The 20361-nt window shown below is 61.9% G+C and carries 16 protein-coding genes and 1 tRNA gene; 11 read left to right on the top strand and 6 right to left on the bottom strand.

Annotated features, from left to right (window positions below; all coding sequences use genetic code 11):
* Positions 1-2: 2 nt before the first annotated feature.
* Complete coding sequence (locus tag HG718_RS04885) at positions 3-1196, bottom strand: glycosyltransferase (RefSeq protein ID WP_160588831.1); 1194 nt, start codon at positions 1194-1196, stop codon at positions 3-5.
* Between the two features lie 197 nt (positions 1197-1393).
* On the opposite strand from HG718_RS04885, the gene HG718_RS04890 reads away from it, so the two are divergent.
* From HG718_RS04890 to HG718_RS04910, 5 genes are all read left to right on the top strand, one after another.
* Positions 1394-2326: a squalene/phytoene synthase family protein gene (locus tag HG718_RS04890; protein ID WP_160588830.1), complete on the top strand. Its 933-nt coding sequence runs from the start codon at positions 1394-1396 to the stop codon at positions 2324-2326.
* The gene (gene hpnD / locus HG718_RS04895) at positions 2323-3261 is read left to right on the top strand and encodes a presqualene diphosphate synthase HpnD (protein WP_160588829.1); all 939 of its coding nucleotides are present in this window, start codon (positions 2323-2325) and stop codon (positions 3259-3261) included. Before HG718_RS04890 ends, hpnD begins: the two co-directional genes overlap by 4 nt.
* 4 nt (positions 3262-3265) lie before the next feature.
* Positions 3266-4528, top strand: coding sequence for a hydroxysqualene dehydroxylase HpnE (hpnE, locus tag HG718_RS04900; protein ID WP_160588828.1), 1263 nt, complete (start codon positions 3266-3268; stop codon positions 4526-4528).
* A gap of 144 nt (positions 4529-4672) precedes the next feature.
* The gene (shc, locus tag HG718_RS04905) at positions 4673-6640 is read left to right on the top strand and encodes a squalene--hopene cyclase (protein WP_160588827.1); all 1968 of its coding nucleotides are present in this window, start codon (positions 4673-4675) and stop codon (positions 6638-6640) included.
* 51 nt (positions 6641-6691) lie between these two features.
* The gene (locus tag HG718_RS04910) at positions 6692-7387 is read left to right on the top strand and encodes a phosphorylase family protein (RefSeq protein ID WP_160588826.1); all 696 of its coding nucleotides are present in this window, start codon (positions 6692-6694) and stop codon (positions 7385-7387) included.
* Here the strand turns inward: HG718_RS04910 and hpnH are convergent.
* Positions 7337-8518 carry an adenosyl-hopene transferase HpnH gene (gene hpnH / locus HG718_RS04915; RefSeq protein ID WP_160588825.1) on the bottom strand — a complete coding sequence of 394 codons (1182 nt, stop codon included), beginning with the start codon at positions 8516-8518 and terminating at the stop codon, positions 7337-7339. The genes HG718_RS04910 and hpnH overlap by 51 nt on opposite strands.
* A gap of 65 nt (positions 8519-8583) precedes the next feature.
* Entirely contained in the window at positions 8584-9564 is a 981-nt protein-coding gene (gene ispH / locus HG718_RS04920; RefSeq protein WP_160588824.1) for a 4-hydroxy-3-methylbut-2-enyl diphosphate reductase, read from the bottom strand.
* 390 nt (positions 9565-9954) lie between these two features.
* On the opposite strand from ispH, the gene ispG reads away from it, so the two are divergent.
* From ispG to dxs, 3 genes are all read left to right on the top strand, one after another.
* On the top strand, positions 9955-11118 hold the full coding sequence (gene ispG / locus HG718_RS04925) for a flavodoxin-dependent (E)-4-hydroxy-3-methylbut-2-enyl-diphosphate synthase (protein ID WP_027840698.1): 1164 nt from the start codon (positions 9955-9957) through the stop codon (positions 11116-11118).
* Positions 11119-11191: 73 nt separating this feature from the next.
* Entirely contained in the window at positions 11192-12088 is an 897-nt protein-coding gene (locus tag HG718_RS04930) for a polyprenyl synthetase family protein (protein ID WP_160588940.1), read from the top strand.
* 31 nt (positions 12089-12119) lie between these two features.
* A complete protein-coding gene (dxs, locus tag HG718_RS04935; RefSeq protein WP_373868329.1) occupies positions 12120-14021 on the top strand; it encodes a 1-deoxy-D-xylulose-5-phosphate synthase in 1902 nt (633 codons plus the stop codon).
* Positions 14022-14029: 8 nt separating this feature from the next.
* Here dxs and HG718_RS04940 read toward each other — a convergent pair whose 3' ends face one another.
* On the bottom strand, positions 14030-15274 hold the full coding sequence (locus tag HG718_RS04940; RefSeq protein WP_160588821.1) for a hypothetical protein: 1245 nt from the start codon (positions 15272-15274) through the stop codon (positions 14030-14032).
* A gap of 280 nt (positions 15275-15554) precedes the next feature.
* Positions 15555-16844 (bottom strand): hypothetical protein, encoded by a 1290-nt coding sequence (locus HG718_RS04945; protein ID WP_160588820.1) that lies wholly within the window; start codon positions 16842-16844, stop codon positions 15555-15557.
* A gap of 393 nt (positions 16845-17237) precedes the next feature.
* Between HG718_RS04945 and HG718_RS04950 the strand changes: the two genes are divergently transcribed.
* The 3 genes from HG718_RS04950 to HG718_RS04960 all read left to right on the top strand — a co-directional run bounded on the left by HG718_RS04950 (position 17238) and on the right by HG718_RS04960 (position 20235).
* Entirely contained in the window at positions 17238-18473 is a 1236-nt protein-coding gene (locus HG718_RS04950) for a BtaA family protein (RefSeq protein WP_244624778.1), read from the top strand.
* Positions 18474-18479: 6 nt separating this feature from the next.
* Positions 18480-19118: a class I SAM-dependent methyltransferase gene (locus tag HG718_RS04955; protein ID WP_160588819.1), complete on the top strand. Its 639-nt coding sequence runs from the start codon at positions 18480-18482 to the stop codon at positions 19116-19118.
* Between the two features lie 100 nt (positions 19119-19218).
* Complete coding sequence (locus HG718_RS04960) at positions 19219-20235, top strand: ATP-grasp domain-containing protein (RefSeq protein WP_160588818.1); 1017 nt, start codon at positions 19219-19221, stop codon at positions 20233-20235.
* A gap of 12 nt (positions 20236-20247) precedes the next feature.
* Here HG718_RS04960 and HG718_RS04965 read toward each other — a convergent pair.
* Positions 20248-20323 (bottom strand) — tRNA-Thr (locus HG718_RS04965).
* Positions 20324-20361: the final 38 nt, after the last annotated feature.

A 20361-nucleotide genomic window follows, 5' to 3' on the forward strand; every position in this document is an offset into this window, starting at 1 on the left:
GGTCAGCCTGCCGCGTAGCTGCGGCCCTTCCAGCGCGCGCCGGAGCCGCGGGCATGCCGGAATGCCGAGGTAATGGTCGCACCGCAATAGATCACGGCAGCGCCGGGCAGGCTTAACGCCCACGCAGGGGACAGCCCATAGAGTCTGACGGTCGGCCAGTATGTCCGAGCCATGAGCAAAAGCGCAGCACATCCCATCAGGCCGTCATGCCAGGGTGCGGATCCCGTGACCCATGCGAACAGCGCCCAAACGGGTACGATGAAGGTCAACATCAAGCCAAGGAGGGTGCCTGCCAGCGCCAACCAGCTATGGGCAAGCTGCGTGAAAGCCGTGCGGGCCACCATGTTCCAAATGCTATCCAGCGCCCTGTTGTCCCGCAGGGAGGTCACGTCATGGGTGAGGGTGGTCAGCGTGTCATGGGCGGGGCGGGCATGCTTCAGGGCGCGGGCCAATTGGCAGTCGTCAATGATTTCACCCTTGATGGCCGCCAGGCCGCCCATGGCATCCAGCGCCTCGCGCCGCACCAGGAAACAGCCCCCTGCTGCCGCGGCAAGGCTGTCATATCGGGTGTTGGCGCGCTTGAACGGGTAGATGAGCTGGAAAAAGTAGATGAATGCCGGGATCAGCAGCTTGCCCCAGATCCCGCGGGCATCCAGCCGCGCCATGAACGAAACAAAGGTCAGGCCGTCCGCGTCGGCCTTACGCACCATCTTGTCGAGTGTCGCAGGCCGATACTCGATGTCCGCATCGGTAAAGAGAATGTAGTCGGGCTGTTGCGCGTCGGATGTGGCGCGTTCCAATCCCTGTGCCATGGCCCATACCTTGCCGGACCAGCCGGGCGGAAGCGCCGTGCCGGATACGGTTTCGACCGGCACATGATTGGTGGCAGCGCCTTCCGCCTCCGCTGCCGTGGCATCCGTGCTCTGGTCGTCGACGACGATGATCCGCAAGGGGCCGGAAAAAGTCTGGTGCGTCAGGGAAGACACTGTCCGGGCGATCGTCTCCGCCTCATTCCGGGCCGGGATGACGACTGTCACCGAACTGGTCATCGCGGTGGGCGATGCAGGCTCCGGTGCAAGCCATACATCCGCCTTCCAGAAATCCGCCCGTCCCCATGTCAGGAAAAGCCATGCGGCCAGGGCAAGAAGGGCAAGGGCGGTCAGATCCAGCGAGACGAGATCGGTCAGGAAGGACATGGGTCTGTTCAGTGTGTCTTGGCAGGTGAGAAGCCGATTTCCCGTCTGGGGATAGGCTGTGCAAGTGGAGGTGGTATTTGCCCTGATTATAGAGGAAACCGGCGCAAATCGTGATCACGCCTGCGTTTCTTGCCGCCGGACGGGGGACGCGATAGCGTGCGCCTGCGTTGACTCGCCTTGGGGGTTCAGACGGCCGCATGGTTGTGGAAAGTCAGGATGCTGGAAGCTCTGCGCTGCGGGCAGACGCGGCCAATGCCGCGCGTCTTGCTGCGACCGGTGTGGAGACTCCGTCCGGCAAGGATGCAGGGGACGAAAATTTTCCGGTCGGATCCTTCCTGCTGCCGGCACATCTGCGGCCAGTGATTGCGACATATTACGGGTTCGCCCGTGCGGCAGATGATATTGCCGACAATCCCGCCCTGTCACCGACCGCCAAGGTCGAGCGGCTGGACGTGATGGGCGAGAGCCTGTCCATCGACGGGCCCGAGAGCCGTGGCCGTCAGCTTGCGCGCCAGATGGCCGATCTCGCTCAGGACACGCGGCATGCGGCACGCCTGCTTGATGCGTTCCGCCAGGACGCCATCAAGACGCGATATGCCACACTCGCGGAACTGCATGGCTACTGCACCATGTCGGCTGACCCCGTGGGCCGCTTTCTCGTCGATTTGCATGAAGGCGGACCGGATGCCGGATCGCCGCTCTATCCTTATGCGGATGGTCTGTGCACCGCATTACAGATCCTCAATCACCTGCAGGATTGTGGCAAGGACCTGATGGTCATGGACCGGTGCTATCTGCCGGAAGAGTGGCTGGCGGAAGAGGGGGCGGCGGTGTCTGATCTCCGGGGCGAAGGGCTGACGCCGGGTCTGCGCCGGGTCATTGATCGCCTGCTTGACGATGTGGATGCACAGCTCGCCCTTGCCCGGCGGTTGCCCCCAGCGCTCACCTCTACCCGGCTGGCGATGGAAAGCGAGATCATCATCCGTCTTGCCTCGCGGCTGGCGGCCCGGCTGCGCGCTGGCGACCCGCTGGCGACGAGGGTGAAGCTGAGCAAGGTGGATTTCATCGTTGCGGGGGTGGTTGGCGCGGTTGTCGGGTTCTTCCGAGGCGGGAAAGGGATGCGCCCGTGAGCTCTCCCGCCGCCACCACAAATCCGGCGATTGATCGGGTCATCAACGCCACGACGCCCGGCATGTCACCGAGAGAAGCGGCTGTCTATGCGGCGGATATCGTCTCCCGGTCCGGTACCTCTTTCGCCGCGGGCATGAAGATCCTGTCGCGGGAGCGGCGGGAGGCGATGTTCGCCATCTATGCCTTCGCCCGTGAGATTGACGATATCGCCGATGAGGGCGGTACCCATGATGAGCGTATCGCGGCCCTGTCAGAATGGCGGCGGGAGATTGCCCGTTGTTACGAGGGCGCACCGCGCACGCCGGTTGGCCTTGCCCTGGTGCCGGCCATCCGCCGCTTTGACCTCGACCAGCACGAATTCGAGATGCTGATCGAGGGGATGGAAATGGATGTGGAAGGCCCGCTGGTGGCGCCAAGCCATGAGCGGCTGATGGCCTATTGCCGCCGGGTCGCGGGCGCAGTCGGCCTCCTGTCGATGCCGGTCTTCGGTGCGGGGCGGGGTGATTACGAGGACAGGTTTGCCCTGGCCCTGGCCAATGCCCTGCAGCTGACCAACATACTCCGCGACATTGCTGAAGACGCAGAGATGGGACGGGTCTATCTGCCTCATGAGCTTCTTGAATCGCACGGCATAACATCCCGTGATGCAACGGAAATCGCCGTTGATCCCCGCGTTCAGGATGTGGCGCGGGAGATGGGGCGTGAGGCGCGGGGCTGGTTCGGCGAGACACAGGCGCTTTTGACGCATCTGAACTGGCGTGAGCTGCGGCCGGCCCTCTTGATGATGGGCGTCTATGAGCGCTATCTGCGCGTTATGGAAGATCGTGATTTTGCTATCGGCGCGCCCCTGAAGCTTGGCAAATGGACCAAGCTGGGCATTGCCTGTCGTTATCTGCTCGCCCCTCCGCGCGGCGTACGGTCCAAGGGGGCGTGAGAGAGTGCCAACGGTTCATGTCATCGGGGCGGGGCTGGCCGGCCTTTCCGCGGCTGTCGCGCTCGAAAATGCGGGCGTGCCGGTGCAGCTTTATGAGGCGGCGGGTCATGCGGGCGGCCGCTGCCGGTCCTTCCATGACAAGACCCTCGATCACGTCATCGACAATGGCAACCACCTGGTCCTGAGCGGCAACAAGTCAGCGCTGGCCTATCTGGATGCGATTGGGGCAGGGGACGCCATGTTCGGCCCGCCCAAGGCCGCGTTCCCCTTCATCGATGCCAAGACCCGCGAGCGCTGGACCCTGCGCCCCAACTGGGGCCCCCTGCCGTGGTGGGTCATGTCGCAGGACCGGCGGGTGCTGAACACGCGCCTGTCGGATTACCTGCCTGGATTGAAACTGCCCTTTGCCAAGCCGGATCAGACGGTTGCGGACATCATTTCATCCAAGGGCACCCTCTATCAGCGATTCTGGGAGCCGCTGGTGGTTGCGGTGCTCAACACTGTCCCGGAGAAGGGGGCGGCAAAGCTCATGTGGCCGGTGATGAAGGAGACCTTCCTAAAGGGTGAGCAGGCGTGCCGTCCGCTCACTGCCAAGAAGGGGCTGGGTGCAGCTTTCGTCGATCCCGCCGTGCGGCTGTTCTCCCGCACCAACCGGCCCATCCGGTTCAATACGCGCCTGCGCGGCCTGACCTATGAGAATGGGCGCGTAACCTCCCTGTCCTTCGGGGATCAGGAGGTGAAAGTTGAGGCAAACGATTCGGTTGTTCTGGCGGTTCCACCGCAGCGGATGAAGGACCTGATGCCGGCGCTGGATGTGCCGGAAGAGGGTGAGACCATCCTCAATGTCCATTTCCGCCTGCGGCGCCCGGCACCCAAGCCGGATGGGGTGGGCGTCATTGGTCTCATCAACGCCCATGCGCATTGGGCCTTTGTACGTGGTCACATCGTCAGCCTGACGGTGTCCGCCGCCGGCGACCTTGCCGACAAGCCTGCCGAGGAATTGCTGCCCATCTTCTGGGAAGAAACCCGCTTCGCCCTTGGTCTCATCGACAAGGATTATGTGGCCGGGAAGGTCATCAAGGAGAAACGGGCAACGTTCGATCAGTCGCCTGCCAGCGTTGCCAAGCGGCCGGGCATGACCACCGAGTACGACAATCTGCTGCTCGCCGGTGACTGGACCGATACGGGCCTTCCCGCCACCATTGAGGGGGCGATCCGCTCCGGCAAGAAGGCTGCCGACCACATCCTGGCGCATATCGACCGCTGATCATTCAGAGGCTGATCACACCGGCGTGTATGGCCTCCGCCGGGGCAGATTTGGCGGGTGCGCGCGCTTGCAGCGGCTGGTCCGGCCCCCTTATTATTGCGCCGCAAAAAATGGCGTCAGAAACAGCCTAACGGGTGAAGAACAGTGAGCGTTGTTGAGTTTGGTCCCGATGCGAACGGTGCTGCGAGCGTGGATTCTCCGGAGGCCCGCGCGGCGCGTGAGGAGCTGATCCGCACTCAGAAGGACCGCCTTCTGGACATGCAGCGTGATGACGGCCACATCGTCTTCGAGCTTGAGGCGGACTCAACGATCCCGTCCGAATATGTGCTCCTGCGCCATTATCTGGACGAGATCGACACCGCCAAGGAAGCCAAGATCGGCAACTATCTGCGCCGCATCCAGAATGACGACGGCAGCTGGCCTCTGTTCCACGATGGCGACGGCGACATCTCCGCCACCATCAAGTCCTATTGGGCGCTCAAGCTGATCGGTGACGACATCGATGCACCGCACATGGTCAAGGCGCGCGACTGGGTTCTTGAGCGGGGTGGGGCGGCCAAGGCGAATGTTTTCACCCGCATCATGCTGGCCATCTTCAAACAGATTCCCTGGCGCGGCGTGCCGGTGATCCCGGTTGAAGTGATGCTGCTGCCGCAGTGGTTCCCGTTCCACATGTCGAAGATCGCCTATTGGTCGCGCACGGTGATCGCGCCCCTGCTGATCCTCTGCTCGCTTAAGGCGGAAGCCCGCAATCCGACCGGCATCGACATCCGCGAGCTCTTCGTGACGCCGCCGGAAAAGGAAAAGGTCTACAACATCAATCCGACCGGTGACTTCGTCGGGGATTGCTTCCTCGTGCTCGACAAGGTCCTGCGCTTCTGCGAGCCGGCTTTCCCGAAGGTCCTGCGCGAGAAGGCAGTCAAGAAAGCCGTCGATTTCTATACCGAGCGCCTCAATGGCGAAGACGGGCTGGGTGCCATCTACCCGGCCATGGCGAATTCCGTCATGGCCTATGACCTGCTTGGCTACCCCAAGGATCACCCGGATCTGGTCATCGCAAAGAAATCGATCGAGAACCTGCTGATCGAGACCGATGACGAGCTGTACTGCCAGCCCTGCGTCTCGCCGGTCTGGGACACGTGTCTGGCGTCGCACGCGCTGATGGAAGCGGGGCTTGAGGCGGGCGATGAGGAATTGGATGGCGCGCTGGACTGGCTGAAGGACCGGCAGATCCTAGATGTCGTCGGCGACTGGTCCGTGCGCCGGCCCGACGTCCGGCCGGGCGGCTGGGCGTTTCAATACAACAACGACTACTACCCGGACGTGGACGATACGGCCGTTGTGGCCATGGCGATGCATCGCACGGGCAAGGAAAAATACGCCGAGAGCATCGAGCGCGCGGCGGAATGGGTCATCGGCATGCAGTCATCGTCCGGCGGCTGGGGGGCCTTTGAGCCGGAGAACGAGCATTTCTATCTCAACTCGATCCCCTTTGCGGATCACGGTGCCTTGCTCGATCCGCCGACGGAAGATGTGACCGCACGGTGCCTGTCCTTCCTGGCGCAGCTCGACAAGGAGCGGTTCGCCAAGGAGATTGCCCTGGGGATCGGCTTCCTGAAGCGTGAGCAGCAGGATGACGGGTCTTGGTGGGGGCGTTGGGGGGCCAACTACATCTACGGCACCTGGTCCGTGCTCTGCGCCCTGAATGCAGTTGGTGAAGACATGACCCAACCCTACATCCAGCGGTCGGTGGCGTGGCTCAAGGCGCGTCAGCGGCCTGATGGCGGCTGGGGGGAAGACCTTGCGACCTATTACGAGGACCGCAAGAGCGAAGTGAAGGAGTCTACCGCCTCTCAAACGGCTTGGGCCGTGCTCGGCCTGATGGCGGCCGGTGAGGTGGATACGGATGAAGTTCGCAAGGGCATCGCTTATCTCGATGCTGCCAAGCGCGATGGCGCGCGCTGGGAAGAGAAGCTCTATACCGGCACCGGGTTCCCGCGCGTCTTCTATCTCAAATATCACGGCTATGCGGCCTACTTCCCGCTGTGGGCGGTCTCGCGCTATGAGAACCTGATGAAGAGCAACGACCGGACCGTCGCTTACGGCATGTAAGAACGGGCCGGTGCGGGCGGCCCTGCCGCTCCTTCCGCGAAAGGGTATCTCTTGAAGCGTCTTGGCATTGTGTGCGGCGTCAAAGCCGAAGAGGCGGCGCTCGGCCCGCTTCTGGACGACGCGTCTGTAGTGGTCGCGGTCTCCGGTGCGTCGCCTGCCAGGGCTGAAGATCTCGCGCGTGAGCTGGTTGAGCAGCATGGCTGCACCGCGTTGCTCAGCTTTGGTGTGTCGGGCGCCATCACGGAAACGCTCAAGCCGGGTGACGTGGCGCTCGCAAAGTCCATCGTCATGCATGACGGGGAGCGCATCGCGGCCGACAGGGTCTTCACCCCCTATCTCAGCGAAGCGGCCATCTGGGCAGACATCACGCTGCGCCATGTGGACATGGCCGAGGCGGGGGATGTCATTGCCGACGTCGCCGCCAAGAAAGAGCTTGGGCGGCGCACCGGCGCGCATGCAGTGGATATGGAGAGCGGGGCGGTGGCGCATGTAGCACGGCAGACGGGCGTGCCTTTCACGGCGCTGCGGACGATCTCCGACGGGGTGGATCACGCCCTGCCGCATGCAGCGCTGGGTGCCATCGGGCCGGGCGGGGATGTCCGTGTGCTGACAACTGTGTTGCGGCTGATGGTCCGGCCGCAGGACCTGCCGGCGATGATGCGTCTCGCCGCCGGCAGTTCCAAAGGGTTCAAGAGCCTACGCGGCTGTGCCCGACACCTCGTCCCGGCCCTTCTTGGCGTCGTGTAGGTCCTTAAGGCGCTCTTCTTCTTCCATCTTCTTCTGCACCAGCTCGTCGTGGATGTATTTCGCACGGCGCTGGTTCGTCAGATCGATTTCAGGGGCGAAGTCACCCTTGGTCTTCGGCCCGCGCAAGGACACCATCAGGGTCTTCAGCGGGTGGGCGGCGGCATCGGCTGCAGCCGTCGGCTCATAGCCGCAATGGGCCATGCAATCGGCGCATTTTTCGTAATTGCCGGTGCCGTACTGATCCCACTCGGTCTCTTCCATCAGCTCCTTGAAGCTGGAGGCATAGCCCTCATTGAGCAGGTAGCAGGGGCGCTGCCAGCCGAAGATGTTGCGGGTGGGCATGCCCCAGGGCGTGCACATGTATTGCTGGTTGCCGGCAAGGAAATCCAGGTAGAGGGACGAGTGATTGAGGTCCCACTTGGTCTTGCCTGCCTTCACACGCTCTTCGCCCATCCGGAACACGTCGCGGAACAGTTCCTTGGTGCGGCGGCGTTCCAGGAAGTGCTCCTGGTCCGGCGCACGCTCATAGGCATAGCCCGGCGATATGGTGATGGAGACACCCATATCCGTGCAGTAATCGAGATAGGCAGCCACCTGCTCGGCTGACATGTTGTCGAAAATCGTGGCGTTGACGTTGACTTGGAAGCCCGCGTCCTGCGCGGCCTTGATGGCCTTCACGGCGCGCTTGAACACTCCCTTCTGGTCCACGGCCTTGTCGTGTTCCTCCTCGAGGCCGTCCAGGTGGACGGAGAAGAAGAGGTAGGGCGACGGCTTGAAGAGATTGAGCTTCTTCTCAAGCAGCAGCGCGTTGGTGCAGAGAGACACGAACTTCTTGCGGGCCACGATGCCTTCGACGATCTCGCCGATCTCCTTGTGGATCAGCGGCTCACCGCCCGGAATGGCCACCACGGGGGCGCCGCATTCATCCACGGCGTCGAAGCATTCCTGCGGCGACAGGCGCTTGTTCAGGATGGCATCCGGATAATCGATCTTGCCGCAGCCGGGGCAGGCGAGGTTGCAGCGGAACAGCGGTTCCAGCATCAGGACAAGCGGGTAACGCTTTCGACCCAGCATGCGCTGCTTCATCACATAGGCGCCAACCATGGCCATCTGTCTTACGGGTACGGACACTTGCAGTCTCTCCTGGCTTAAAGCTCTTGCTGTTCAGGTCGCGGGCGAAGCGTGGTGTTTACGCCTCAAGCGCCGGCGGCCTGACTTGGTTGCGGGTCGTCCAGCAATTCACGGGGCAGTTTGAAGGTCACGTTTTCGCGGATGACATTCAACGTCTTCACGTCAACTTCGCACTGCCCACGCAGTCGTTCGATTACGCCCTGGACGAGGGTTTCGGGGGCGGAAGCCCCGGCCGTCAGGCCCACGCGGCCAGCGTCCTTCAGCCACTCCATATCCATCGCGTCGGCATCGGCGATCAGATAGCTCGGCACGCCGATATTTTCACCCAGTTCGCGCAGGCGGTTGGAGTTGGAGCTGTTCTTGGCGCCCACCACCAGAATCACATCCACATGCTTGGCCATTTCGGCCACGGCAGTCTGGCGGTTTTGTGTCGCATAGCAGATGTCGCGCACATCCGGGCCGACAATGGACGGGAATTTGCGCTTGAGGGCGTCGATCACGTCGCGGGTGTCATTCACCGAAAGGGTCGTCTGGGTCACGAAGGCGACCTTGTCCGGGTGGTCGAGGTTGAGGCCGTCCACGTCCTCCGGTTCGGAGATGACATGCACCTTGCCGGGGATGCGCCCAAGCGTGCCTTCGACTTCCGGGTGACCCAGATGGCCGATCATCACAACGTGGTAGCCCTTTTCCGCATAGCGGCGGCCTTCCCGGTGAACCTTGGTGACAAGCGGGCAGGTGGCGTCGATGGCCTTCAGGCCGCGTTCGCCGGCATGTTCTTCGACCCGCTCGGCTACCCCATGGGCGGAGAAAATGGTGACGGCGCCGGTCGGCACCTCGTCCACCTCTTCTACGAAAATCACGCCGCGGGCCTTGAGGGTTTCGACCACGTGCTTGTTGTGGACGATTTCGTGGCGCACGTAGATCGGCGCACCGAAGCGATCCAGTGCGCGTTCCACCACGTCGATCGCCCGTTCCACGCCGGCGCAGAAACCGCGCGGCTCCGCCAGAACGACGGTCAGGCCCGGCTTGGTCCCGGGTGAAGTCATCTCAGTGGTTGTCATTGCCCCGCCGTTCGAAAATAGGCCCCGTTTATCCGTGGACGGCCTGTCAAACAGGCCGCTGCGCAAAGCCCCCAAAGTGTGGGGTGTTGCCAGTGCTGGTGCAAGTCAGCATCAGTCAAAAAGCGTAGAAAATGAAAGCCTTAACCACACCTGTTGCGGGGTCTTCTGTCATGAGCGTTGCTCATTGGCAACGCCTGTTTGAATCACAGTTTCGCCAAGAAAAGTTGATTTGTGGCCTGTCACTCAGGCACTGACCATATTACTTTGCGGGCGTATAAAACCGCCGCTTTGTTGACGAGATGACGCGAAGCGGGGATATGCATCATGAGGCCGCCGACGCGGCGTCATTTCGGGATCCAATCTGGAGCGGCAGCTTTGAGCAGCGTTCGACCCTATCGCGACATTTACCGGCGAGAATGCCGGCAGATCCACGTGGGCAATGTGCCCGTGGGGGGCGGTGCACCCATCACCGTCCAGTCGATGACCAATACGCTGACGCATGACGTCAACGCGACGATGAACCAGATCCGCGCGCTTGAAGAGGCTGGCGCGGACATCGTGCGTGTGTCGTGTCCGGACGAAGAATCGACGGCTGCGCTTAAAGAGATCGTGCGCCAGTCCAACGTGCCGATCGTTGCGGACATCCATTTCCACTACAAGCGTGCGATCGAGGCTGCCGAGGCGGGGGCCGCGTGCCTGCGCATCAATCCTGGCAATATCGGCAATGCGGACCGTGTGCGCGAAGTGGTGCAGGCTGCCAAGGACCATGGCTGTGCCATGCGCATCGGCGTGAATGCGGGCTCGCTTGAACGGGACCTGCTGGAGAAGTATGGCGAGCCCTGCCCGGAAGCGATGGTGGAAAGCGCGCTCGACCATGCGCGTATCCTTGAAGACAACGACTTCTTTGAATTCAAGATCTCGGTGAAGGCATCAGACATCTTCCTCGCGGTTGCCGCCTATCAGGGCTTGGCTGAAGCGTGTGACTACCCGCTGCATCTCGGGATCACCGAGGCCGGCGGCCTGATGTCCGGCACCATCAAGTCGTCCATCGGGATGGGCATGCTGCTGTGGTCGGGGATTGGCGACACCATCCGCGTGTCCCTGTCTGCTGATCCGGTGGAAGAAATCAAGGTTGGGTACGACATTCTTAAGTCGCTCAATCTGCGCCATCGTGGGGTGAACATCATTTCCTGCCCGTCCTGCGCGCGACAGGGCTTTGAGGTCATCAAGACCGTCGAAACGCTGGAGAAGCGGCTGGCGCATATTTCTACACCGATGACCCTGTCGATCATCGGCTGCGTGGTGAATGGGCCGGGTGAGGCCATGATGACCGATGTGGGGTTCACCGGCGGTGGCTCCGGCAAGAATACAGGCATGGTCTATGTGTCCGGGGTGGCGGACCACAAGATCGAGAATGACGGCATGGTCGACCACCTGGTCGAACTCGTCGAGAAGAAAGCGGAAGAGATCGAGGCGGCCCGCGCAGCGGAAGAAGCCGCATCGGAAGCCGCTGATACCCGCGTCAGCGCGGCAGAGTAGGGGGAGCACCTTGGGTAGTGAAGCAGCGGCGCCGGCGTCCGTAGCACAGGGCGCAGGCGATGCGCAGTCCGGTATGGCGCATGCACGGTCAGATGACCTGATCGCGCAGATGACGCGATCGGCAGATGCTGTTACGCGCGAACTCGACCGGCTGATCCCTGCCGTCACCGGACCGCGCGGTCCGGTGGTCGAGGCCATGCGCTATTCGGCTCTGTCCGGCGGCAAGCGGCTGCGGCCCTTTCTGGTGCTGGAGAGCGCCGGGCTGTTTGGTGTGCCTGATGCGCAGGCCCTGCGTGTCGGCAGTGCCGTTGAAATGGTGCACTGCTACTCTCTCATCCACGACGATCTTCCGGCGATGGACGACAGCGATACACGGCGTGGCCGTCCGGCCGTCCACAAGGCGTTCGACGAGGCAATCGCCATTCTGGCTGGCGACGCACTTCTGACCCAGGCATTCGAGGTTCTGGGCAGCTTCGAGACCTCCCGTGACGCCTCCGTGCGTGCGGCGCTGGTTGTCGAGCTTGCCAAGGCATCCGGTGCTGCCGGTATGGTCGGCGGGCAGATGATCGATATCTCGCCCGCGCGGGAGTCCATGGGCTTTGATGAAATTGCCGAGCTTGAGGCTCTGAAGACCGGCGAGTTGATCCGCTTTTCCTGCGTTGCCGGGCCGATCCTTGCCAATGCGGCTGAAGGAGAGCGTCAGGCACTGGCGGCCTATGCAGCGGATCTCGGTCTTGCCTTTCAGGTGGCCGACGACATCCTTGATGTGACAGGAACAGAAGAAGAGGTGGGCAAGCCTGTCGGTCAGGACGACGGCCTTACCACCTTCGTTACGCTCCTTGGCCTTGAGGGAGCGCGCAAGAAGGCCGATGAACTGGTGGAGAGCGCGTGCGCGCATCTGGCACCATTTGGAGCCAGTGCGGACACGCTGCGTGCTGTGGCACGCTTTGTTGTCGAGCGTAATCAGTAATCCGGCAGATCATCTGCACGTGATGGAGAATATGAGAATGGCCGAAGGTCACACCCCTGCTAAGCCGACCGAATTTCTGAGCCGCATCGACATGCCGGCCGACCTGCGCCAGATCGCGCAGGAAGATCTGGGCCATGTGGCGGAAGAAGTCCGGCAGGCGGTTATCGAGGCGGTGTCTCAGACCGGCGGCCATCTCGGGGCAGGGCTCGGCGTGGTCGAACTGACCGTGGCGCTGCACTACGTGTTCAACACGCCCGACGACAAGCTGATCTGGGATGTGAGCCACCAGTGCTACCCGCACAAGACATTGACTGGCCGCAAGGGCCGCCTCAACACCCTGCGTACGGGCGGTGGTCTGTCAGGCTTCACTTCACGGGCGGAAAGCGAGTTCGATCCGTTTGGCGCGGCCCATTCGTCCACGGCGATTTCTGCCGGGCTCGGCTTTGCTGCCGGTCGTGATTTCATGAAGCGCGACAATCAGGTGGTGGCGATTGTCGGTGACGGCGCCATGTCCGCCGGCATGGCCTTCGAAGGTCTCAACAATGTCGGGTCTGAGAAGCGCCGCATGGTGATCATTCTCAATGACAACCACATGTCGATCGCGCCTCCGGCCGGTGCTCTGTCCGAATATCTGACGGAGCTGCGCGCTTTTATGCCGGATGAGGCAACGCGCGATGCCGGTATCGCCAAGGAAGGCCTGCCCAGCTTTGTTGACCGTCCGACCATGTTCGATGATCTCGGGGTCCCCTATGCCGGTCCGTTCGATGGGCATGACGTTGATGAAATGGTTCGTGTGCTGACGGCTGCGCGGGATCACGATGGTCCGATCCTGCTGCATGTCATCACCCGCAAGGGCAAGGGGTATGCTCCCGCTGAAGCCTCTGCTGATTGCTATCACGGTGTGTCCAAGTTCAATGTGGCCGATGGCAAGCAGGACAAGGCAGCCCCCAAGGCACCGAACTACGCCAAGGTTTTTGCCGGGACGCTGATCGACCTCGCAAAGGAAGACGAGCGCATTGTCGCCGTCTCTCCGGCCATGCCGGACGGGTCGGGCCTTACGCAATTCGGTGAGATCTATCCGGACCGGCATTTCGACGTTGCGATTGCAGAGCAGCATTGCGTCACCTTCTGCGCCGGCATGGCGGCGGAAGGTATGCGCCCGTTTGCAGCGGTCTATTCCACCTTCCTGCAGCGCGGATACGACCAGGTCATCCACGATGTGGCGATCCAGAAGCTTCCAGTCCGCTTCGCTATCGACCGGGCAGGCATGGTGGGCGCCGACGGCGTGACCCATCAGGGCGCCTATGACATTGCCTATCTCGCCTGTGTGCCCAACATGGTGCTGATGGCCTCCGGCAACGAAGCTGAACTCGTGGACATGGTCACGACGGCGGCTGCGTTCGATGAGGGCCCCATCGCCCTGCGGTATCCGCGTGGCGAAGGTGCCGGCGTCGATATGCCGGAGAAGGGCCGGGTGCTGGAAATCGGCAAGGGCGAAGTCCTGCGTGAAGGCAGCAAGGTGGCCATTCTCAGCTATGGCTCCCGCCGCCACGACGCACTGGCGGCAGCCGACAAGCTCGCGGCCATGGGCCTGTCCACCACCGTGGCCGATGCCCGCTTCGCCAAGCCGATGGACGATGATCTGGTGCGCGATCTCGCCACCAATCATGAGTTGCTAGTGACGGTCGAAGAAGGTTCGATCGGCGGCTTCTCGGCACTGGTGTTCGACAGCCTCGTGCGCCAGAAGCTCGACCAGGGGCACGCCCGCCTGGTGCCGGTGTTCATGCCGGATATCTTCATTGATCACGACAAGCCGGCTGTGCAGGTGACGGCGGCAGGCCTTGATGCCGCGGGCATCGTGGCGCGGGTTCTGGATGCGTTGGGCATGGACGCCCAGCGCGCCATGGCCGCGGCTGCGGCTGGCGCTGAATAGGCGCTGCTCTACTTCAGCTTGAAAGGCAGGTCCTTGCTGGTGCAGCGGACCATGTTGCCGGGCAGGTCTTCCGGCATGCCGACACCTGTGCCGGTGAGGAACGTGATGCCTGCATTCACAGCCATGTCGATTTCGGCATGGTTGTGGAGTTGAACGGCCGCCGGCAGCTTTTTCATCTTGTGAACAGCCTGCGTAAAGGTGGGCAGGTTCTGCAGAAGACGCGTCCGCAGTGGGCCGGGCTTGGGCAGGAACAGGGCGACGGCGGACACACCGGGGCAGGCCGCAAGCCGCATGGTGGCTGCGTTCCAGTTCTCAATGCTCAGAACGATGTTGCGGCTATAGGGTTTGATCTGGCTGATGCGGTCAGCCAGCAGGCTTGTGCCCATGTCTTCCGGTGTTCCCAGAATCTCCACTGTGAAGATTTTGCGCAGATCCTCCGGGATCTCACGAAGGGCGTCGATCACGGTTTCGCGGCCTGCCTGCGTGGACAGGCTTGTGAAATGAACGGGCAGAAGCACGAGAAGCGCAAATTTGTTCTGAAACAGTTCCTGAAGAATCTCCGTGGTCTGACGAATGACCTGGGCGTCGAGTTCGGCAAGGGCAGCATGGTTGCCGCCTGATATCTCGGCAATGCAGTCCTGGAACTGCCCGTTCTCCAGTGCTCGCCAGTCCCCTGCGGTAAAAGTCGACAGCACTTTGCGGGTCGCGTCCCACGTCGGCACGAAGTTCAAGTCGAGCTCCAACGCCTCGTCCACCATGTTCGACATGGAGACCCAGTTGCGCTGGCTTTTCGCTTTTTGATTGATCGGCACAAGACTGATGCCGGATTTTGCTTTCGGTCGGTCCTCGAGCTTGATCTCGGTCAGCTTTGCCGTTGGCTCTTTCGGGGTTGCTGTGATTTCGAACCGCCGCGGTTCCCGGCTGCCGTCGGTGACGATCTCGGTGACCTCAGCTTTCACCATGATGTCGCCGTACTCTTCCTGACCGAAGAACATCTTGGCGAGTGTCGTACACCCCTGTTGAATCAGGGTCTGAGCCTTGTCGATATCCATGGAACCGACGATGACAACATATGTCTCTTCACCGATCCGGAAGAGCTTGTCGCCCGAGCCCAGCAATTTGCCGATGACGGTCTGCACGGCAAGATGAACCCGGCGCTGTACGCGGGTGAACTCAGCATCGCCGATCTTGTCGCGAATGTGGGTAAGCGACAGGATCGCGAGCTTCGCGGATGCACCCTGACCGCCTGCCATGACGTCTGCGAGGGCGCGTTCCCACTCTTCTGAGGCCTGAGGTTTCGGAGGTGTTGGTGTGGCTGCCTGTTGGGGGTGCATGGATTACCTGTTTCTCTCGGCTTTGCCGCCTGTAATGAGACCTTGCACCAAATGGGGTTAACAAGCTTTTACACCCAATGCGTGTGAAGTTTGGGATCATTCCATCTGTTCATGCACCGGTGGTACGGCTGCTGCAGCCCATGGTTGCGGTCCGCGTATCGGGAGATACGCTTTCGATATCCGGAGATTTCCCGGTGGATCAGGACGCTTGTGCCGCCGGACGGTCCTCAGCAGCCTCTGCGGCCTGCTTCGGTTTATGAGGCAGATCGCTGATTCCGCAGCGGACCATGTGGCCAGGGGAGGTGCGGGGCAGGCCTATGGCGCCGCCGATCAGGTGGCGGATGCCTCCCTGCACCGCGCGCGTGAGTTCCTGCGCTGAATTGAGATGCACCACGGCGGGGAGTTTCTTCTGCTTGAGTGTTCTGGACGCGAAGTCAGGTAGGGCATCCAGCATCTTCTGGCGGCTGGGACCTGCAGGCGGGAGCGTCAGGCTCACCGCCTTGATGCCTGGATATGACGCAAGCTCGGCCGTTTTCGGTGTCCAGGTGGCGATCGTCAGTATGGCGGCGCGCACCAGCGTGCAGAGTGACCCGATGCGCTGGGCCAGGATGCCGGGAGCCATGTCTTCGGTTACATCAAAAATCTGTACACTGAACAGCTTGCGGATATCTGCGGGAATATCGCGCATGGCGCCGATAACCACTTCCTTGCCGCGAGGTGTGCTCAGGGCATCCACATGCACGGGGACGATCACCAGCAGGGGCTGGCCGTTGTCGTTGCGTTCGCGCACGATCTTTGTCGTCTGGCGAATGACATGGGCGTCGAGTTCCGCCAGCTTCAGTTCATCGCCGTCGGCGCGGGCGCGGATGCCGTCCTGGATCTGGCCGTCCGACCCGATTGACCAGTAGCCGGCGCAATAGGTGGAGAGTACCTGGTTGGCGGCATCCCAGACGGGAATGAAGTTCAGGGATATCTCGTCAGGCGTCGCGTGGGTGCGCTGCATGGGGCGCCAGCGGCTCAACTCGTCGGACGGTGCCGCCGGTGCCGCGGGCTTGTCCGGTGCTTTCTGCGCGGCCTTTGATGGCGCGACAGGCATCTTCTCGGTGGTCGAGGCGATGATCTCGAAGGTGCGGGCGGCCACCACGCTGCCTGACGGGATCACTTCCTTGCCGTTGGCCTTGAAGGCCAGGTTGCCGAACTGGTCCTGGCCGAAAAACAGGTCCGCCAGCGAGCGGCAGCCATGGGAGATGAGTTTCTCCGCTTCTTCGTAGCCGGTGGACCGGATCAGGATCACATAGGTGTCGTTGCCCGCGGGCACGATCTGGTCGCCTGACCCCAGCAGCTTGCCGATAACGCTTTGAATGGCGATGTGGATGCGCTTGTGGACGCGCTTGAATTCTTCGTCGCCGATCTTCTCTCGGATGGACGCAAGCGACAGCACAGCGAGCTTCGCGGTCGTACCGCGGCCTTCTGCAGCCATGTCGGACATGGCGTCTTCCCACGGCGCTGTCTGCCGGGAAGCGGAGGAGGAGGGCGTGTCTTGCATTGCGGTGCCGTGCATCGTCCTAACCAGATTGCGCCGAATACCCACCCCTAGGTGCGCCTATCAGTAGGGCAAGGGGGTTAACAGCCAGCTAGAAAATGCTCTCGAATTGTCGCTAACCCGTACTTGCGGCGGGTTCTCTTTTGCCGGGCGTTCACATGCTCCGCCTCTGTGACAAAACCGTCATCGGTCGCCTGCTATGGAGCAGGATCAGCGGCCCCAATTGATGATTCACGTGCCATACGCGCCGGGGTGCCGCCGCCACAGCCGGGGCCGCAGGCAGGCCGTATCCCCCGGAGATGTGGCGATCCGTGAGCCGCCTGCCTTGGGAGTGCGCCCGTGCCGCCGTCAGCCATTCAACAGACCCGCAAAAATCTCCAGTCCGCAGTTCATCAGAACAGCGCCGGCACGCGGGCGGGCTTTCTTGAACGCATGTTCACCTTTGCCTTCAAGGGGCTGGTCTATCCGCAGATCTGGGAAGACCCGGAAGTGGACCTCGATGCGCTCAAGCTCACGCCGCAGTCGCGGATGCTCACCATCGCGTCCGGCGGTTGCAACGTGCTTTCCTATCTCACCGCTGACCCGAAAGAAATTATCGCGGTCGATCTCAACCGGGCGCATCTGGCGCTGACGCGGCTCAAGCTGGCAGCGGCCCAGGGTGTGCCAACCTATGAGGCCTTCTACCGGTTCTTTGGTGAAGCGGACGAGCAGGCCAACATCAACACCTACAAGCGTTTTGTGCGGGATCGGTTGGACAAACAAAGCAGGGCCTACTGGGAAGGCCGTGACTGGATGCTGCAGCGGCGCATCTCACTGTTCTCCCGCGACCTATATCACCATGGTTTGCTGGGATACTTCATAGGTGCAGCCCACTGGATGGCCCGGCTGCACGGCACGGATCCGCGCCAGATTGTCTTTGCACGGACGATTGATGAGCAACGCTCGTTTTTCGACAAGGCGCTCGCGCCCCTGTTTGACCGCCGCATGGTGCGCTGGGTCACGTCCAAGAAGATGTCACTTTATGGTCTCGGTATTCCACCGGCGCAATATGAGGCACTGGCAGCTGATGGGGGCGGGGACATGGCGGCCGTGCTCAAGGCACGACTCGAGAAATTGGCTTGCGGCTTTCCAATGGCGGACAATTATTTTGCCTGGCAGGCCTTTGGCCGCGGCTACGCGTCAGGCCCGTCCGGTCCGTTGCCGCCCTATCTGCAGAGTGCCCATTTTCACGAAGTGCAGGACCGCGCTCATCGCGTGACGGTCAATCATCGCTCCGTCACCGAGCAGCTGCAGCGTGAAGCGGATGGCAGCATGGATGCCTATGTGCTGCTGGATGCGCAGGACTGGATGACGGATTCCCAACTCACCGAGCTTTGGGCAGAGATCACCCGCACAGCCCAGCCCGGCGCGCGGGTCGTTTTCCGGACCGCTGGCCAGCTGTCGATCCTGCCGGGGCGGGTGGATGATGACATCATGGCGCGCTGGGAGTACAGGGCTGACGAAAGCCTCGGCTACACGGCGCGGGACCGGTCAGCCATCTATGGCGGTGTTCACCTCTACGTATTCAAGGGCTGACACCGCATGACCGATGCTGCGTCTTCCACCAGCGAGTTGATGGATTCCATCTACCGTACCCAGCGCCACATCTACGACCTGACACGCAAATACTATCTGCTCGGGCGTGACCGGCTGATCCGGGAACTGGCACCGCCGGACGATGGCTGCGTGCTGGAGGTCGGCTGCGGCACAGGGCGCAACCTCATCAAGGCCGCGCGGCGTTATCCCCGGGCGCGCTTTTACGGAATCGATATCTCCGAAGCGATGCTGGAGAAGGCGCGGGCTGAAATCATGCGCGCCGGGTTCGCCCATCGCATTGAGTTGGCCCGCGCGGATGCTGCGAGCTTCGAAGCGCACTCCCTTTTCGGGCGGTCGGATTTTGACCGGGTCTTCTTTTCCTACAGCCTGTCGATGATCCCTCAATGGCGGGAAGCGCTGGGGCAGGGCTTCAGCGTCACGGGTGCGGGCGGCCGGTTGCTGGTCGTGGATTTCGGCATGCAGCAGCGACTGCCGGCATGGTTCCGTCGCCTGCTCATGTGGTGGCTGAAGCAGTTTCACGTCGCTCCGCGCGCGGAGCTTGGTGCTGCTATCGACACATTGGGCAAGGGCCGCACGCAGGAACTCTACGGAGATTATGCCCGCATCGCCGAAGTTGTTCGGTAAGTCCGCGAAAGGGAGCTGTTGGGGACGGCATTTCCCTCTGCAAGGTAAAACCTGCTATTAACTTGCAATATTAGTAGGTTGCCTGCGGATGTGAAAAGCGATGACGCCTGCCTTGGCGATTGCCGGACGTGAGACCCCTTGGTTTGATGATGTGCTCCTGGCCGAAGAGCTCCGCTCGCGGGCGGTCGAAGTGGACCTTGTTGATTGGCGGTCCACAGATTTTGAACCAGGGCGGTATGACGCGATCTATGTCAGCTCGACATGGAATCTTCGGGAAGAGCCGGATGCGTTCCTCCGCTGGCTGACGAAATGCGAAGAGGACGGCCGTCGTCGGTTGATCAATGACGCGCGGGTTCTGCGCGACGGCGTTATCAAGTCGGTGTACTTGTCTGAGCTGGCCGCGGCGTTTGGCGAAGACGATAAACGCTCAGGGTCAATCACGCCCTCACGGTTCTTCAGCCGGGATGGAAGTCCTGAACACCACACGCAAGCTGCGGCGGCTAGAGCCTTTGCGGACATCGTCGGCGAGCTGGAAGAGCAAAGAGCCTGGCGTGGACGCGATCTGGTTCTGAAGCCGATTGTCTCGGCGGATGGGCACAACACGTTCGTAGTCGCGCGAGCAGCCCCGATCCCAACAGTGCGTCCGGAGCATCTATTGGACGAATGCGGGGCAGAGCGTGTTTTCCGGTCGATCATCCAAGCGGATGGCGGCTATGGCGCTATTCTTCAGTCCTATCAGGCTGGGATTGAGCGCGGGGAGTACTCGCTGGTTTTCCTGCGCGGGGTGTTTAGTCACGCCATTCTAAAGCCGCCGGGGTTCCGGTCATCGGACACATCAAAGCGGCGCGCGCTCGTGCGCCAGGATCTTCCGCCGGGCATGCTTTCTTTCGCTCAGGATGTGGTCGACTGGGCATTAGGGCATTACGGGGATGGGGCAGTCACCCGTGTCCGGATTGACCTGATCCAGGCGGATCGCGGGCCAGTTTTGTGCGAGATGGAGTGCGTCGAGCCCAACACCAATCTGCGGTCGTTCGGCGAAAGCGCGCAGGCAATGATCGTGGCGGTTTATGCAGATGCTGTGCAGGCGCGCTTGGGCGAACTGAGGCAGGTTATCTGATCTTGAAAAAAGTGGTGCCGGCTGAGGGACTTGAACCCCCGACCCCCTGATTACAAATCAGGTGCTCTACCAGCTGAGCTAAGCCGGCACTCTGGGACGCGGGCAGCAGTAGCCCTAGCGTCGGAT

Source organism: Pyruvatibacter mobilis (assembly GCF_012848855.1).
Classification (GTDB): domain Bacteria; phylum Pseudomonadota; class Alphaproteobacteria; order CGMCC-115125; family CGMCC-115125; genus Pyruvatibacter; species Pyruvatibacter mobilis.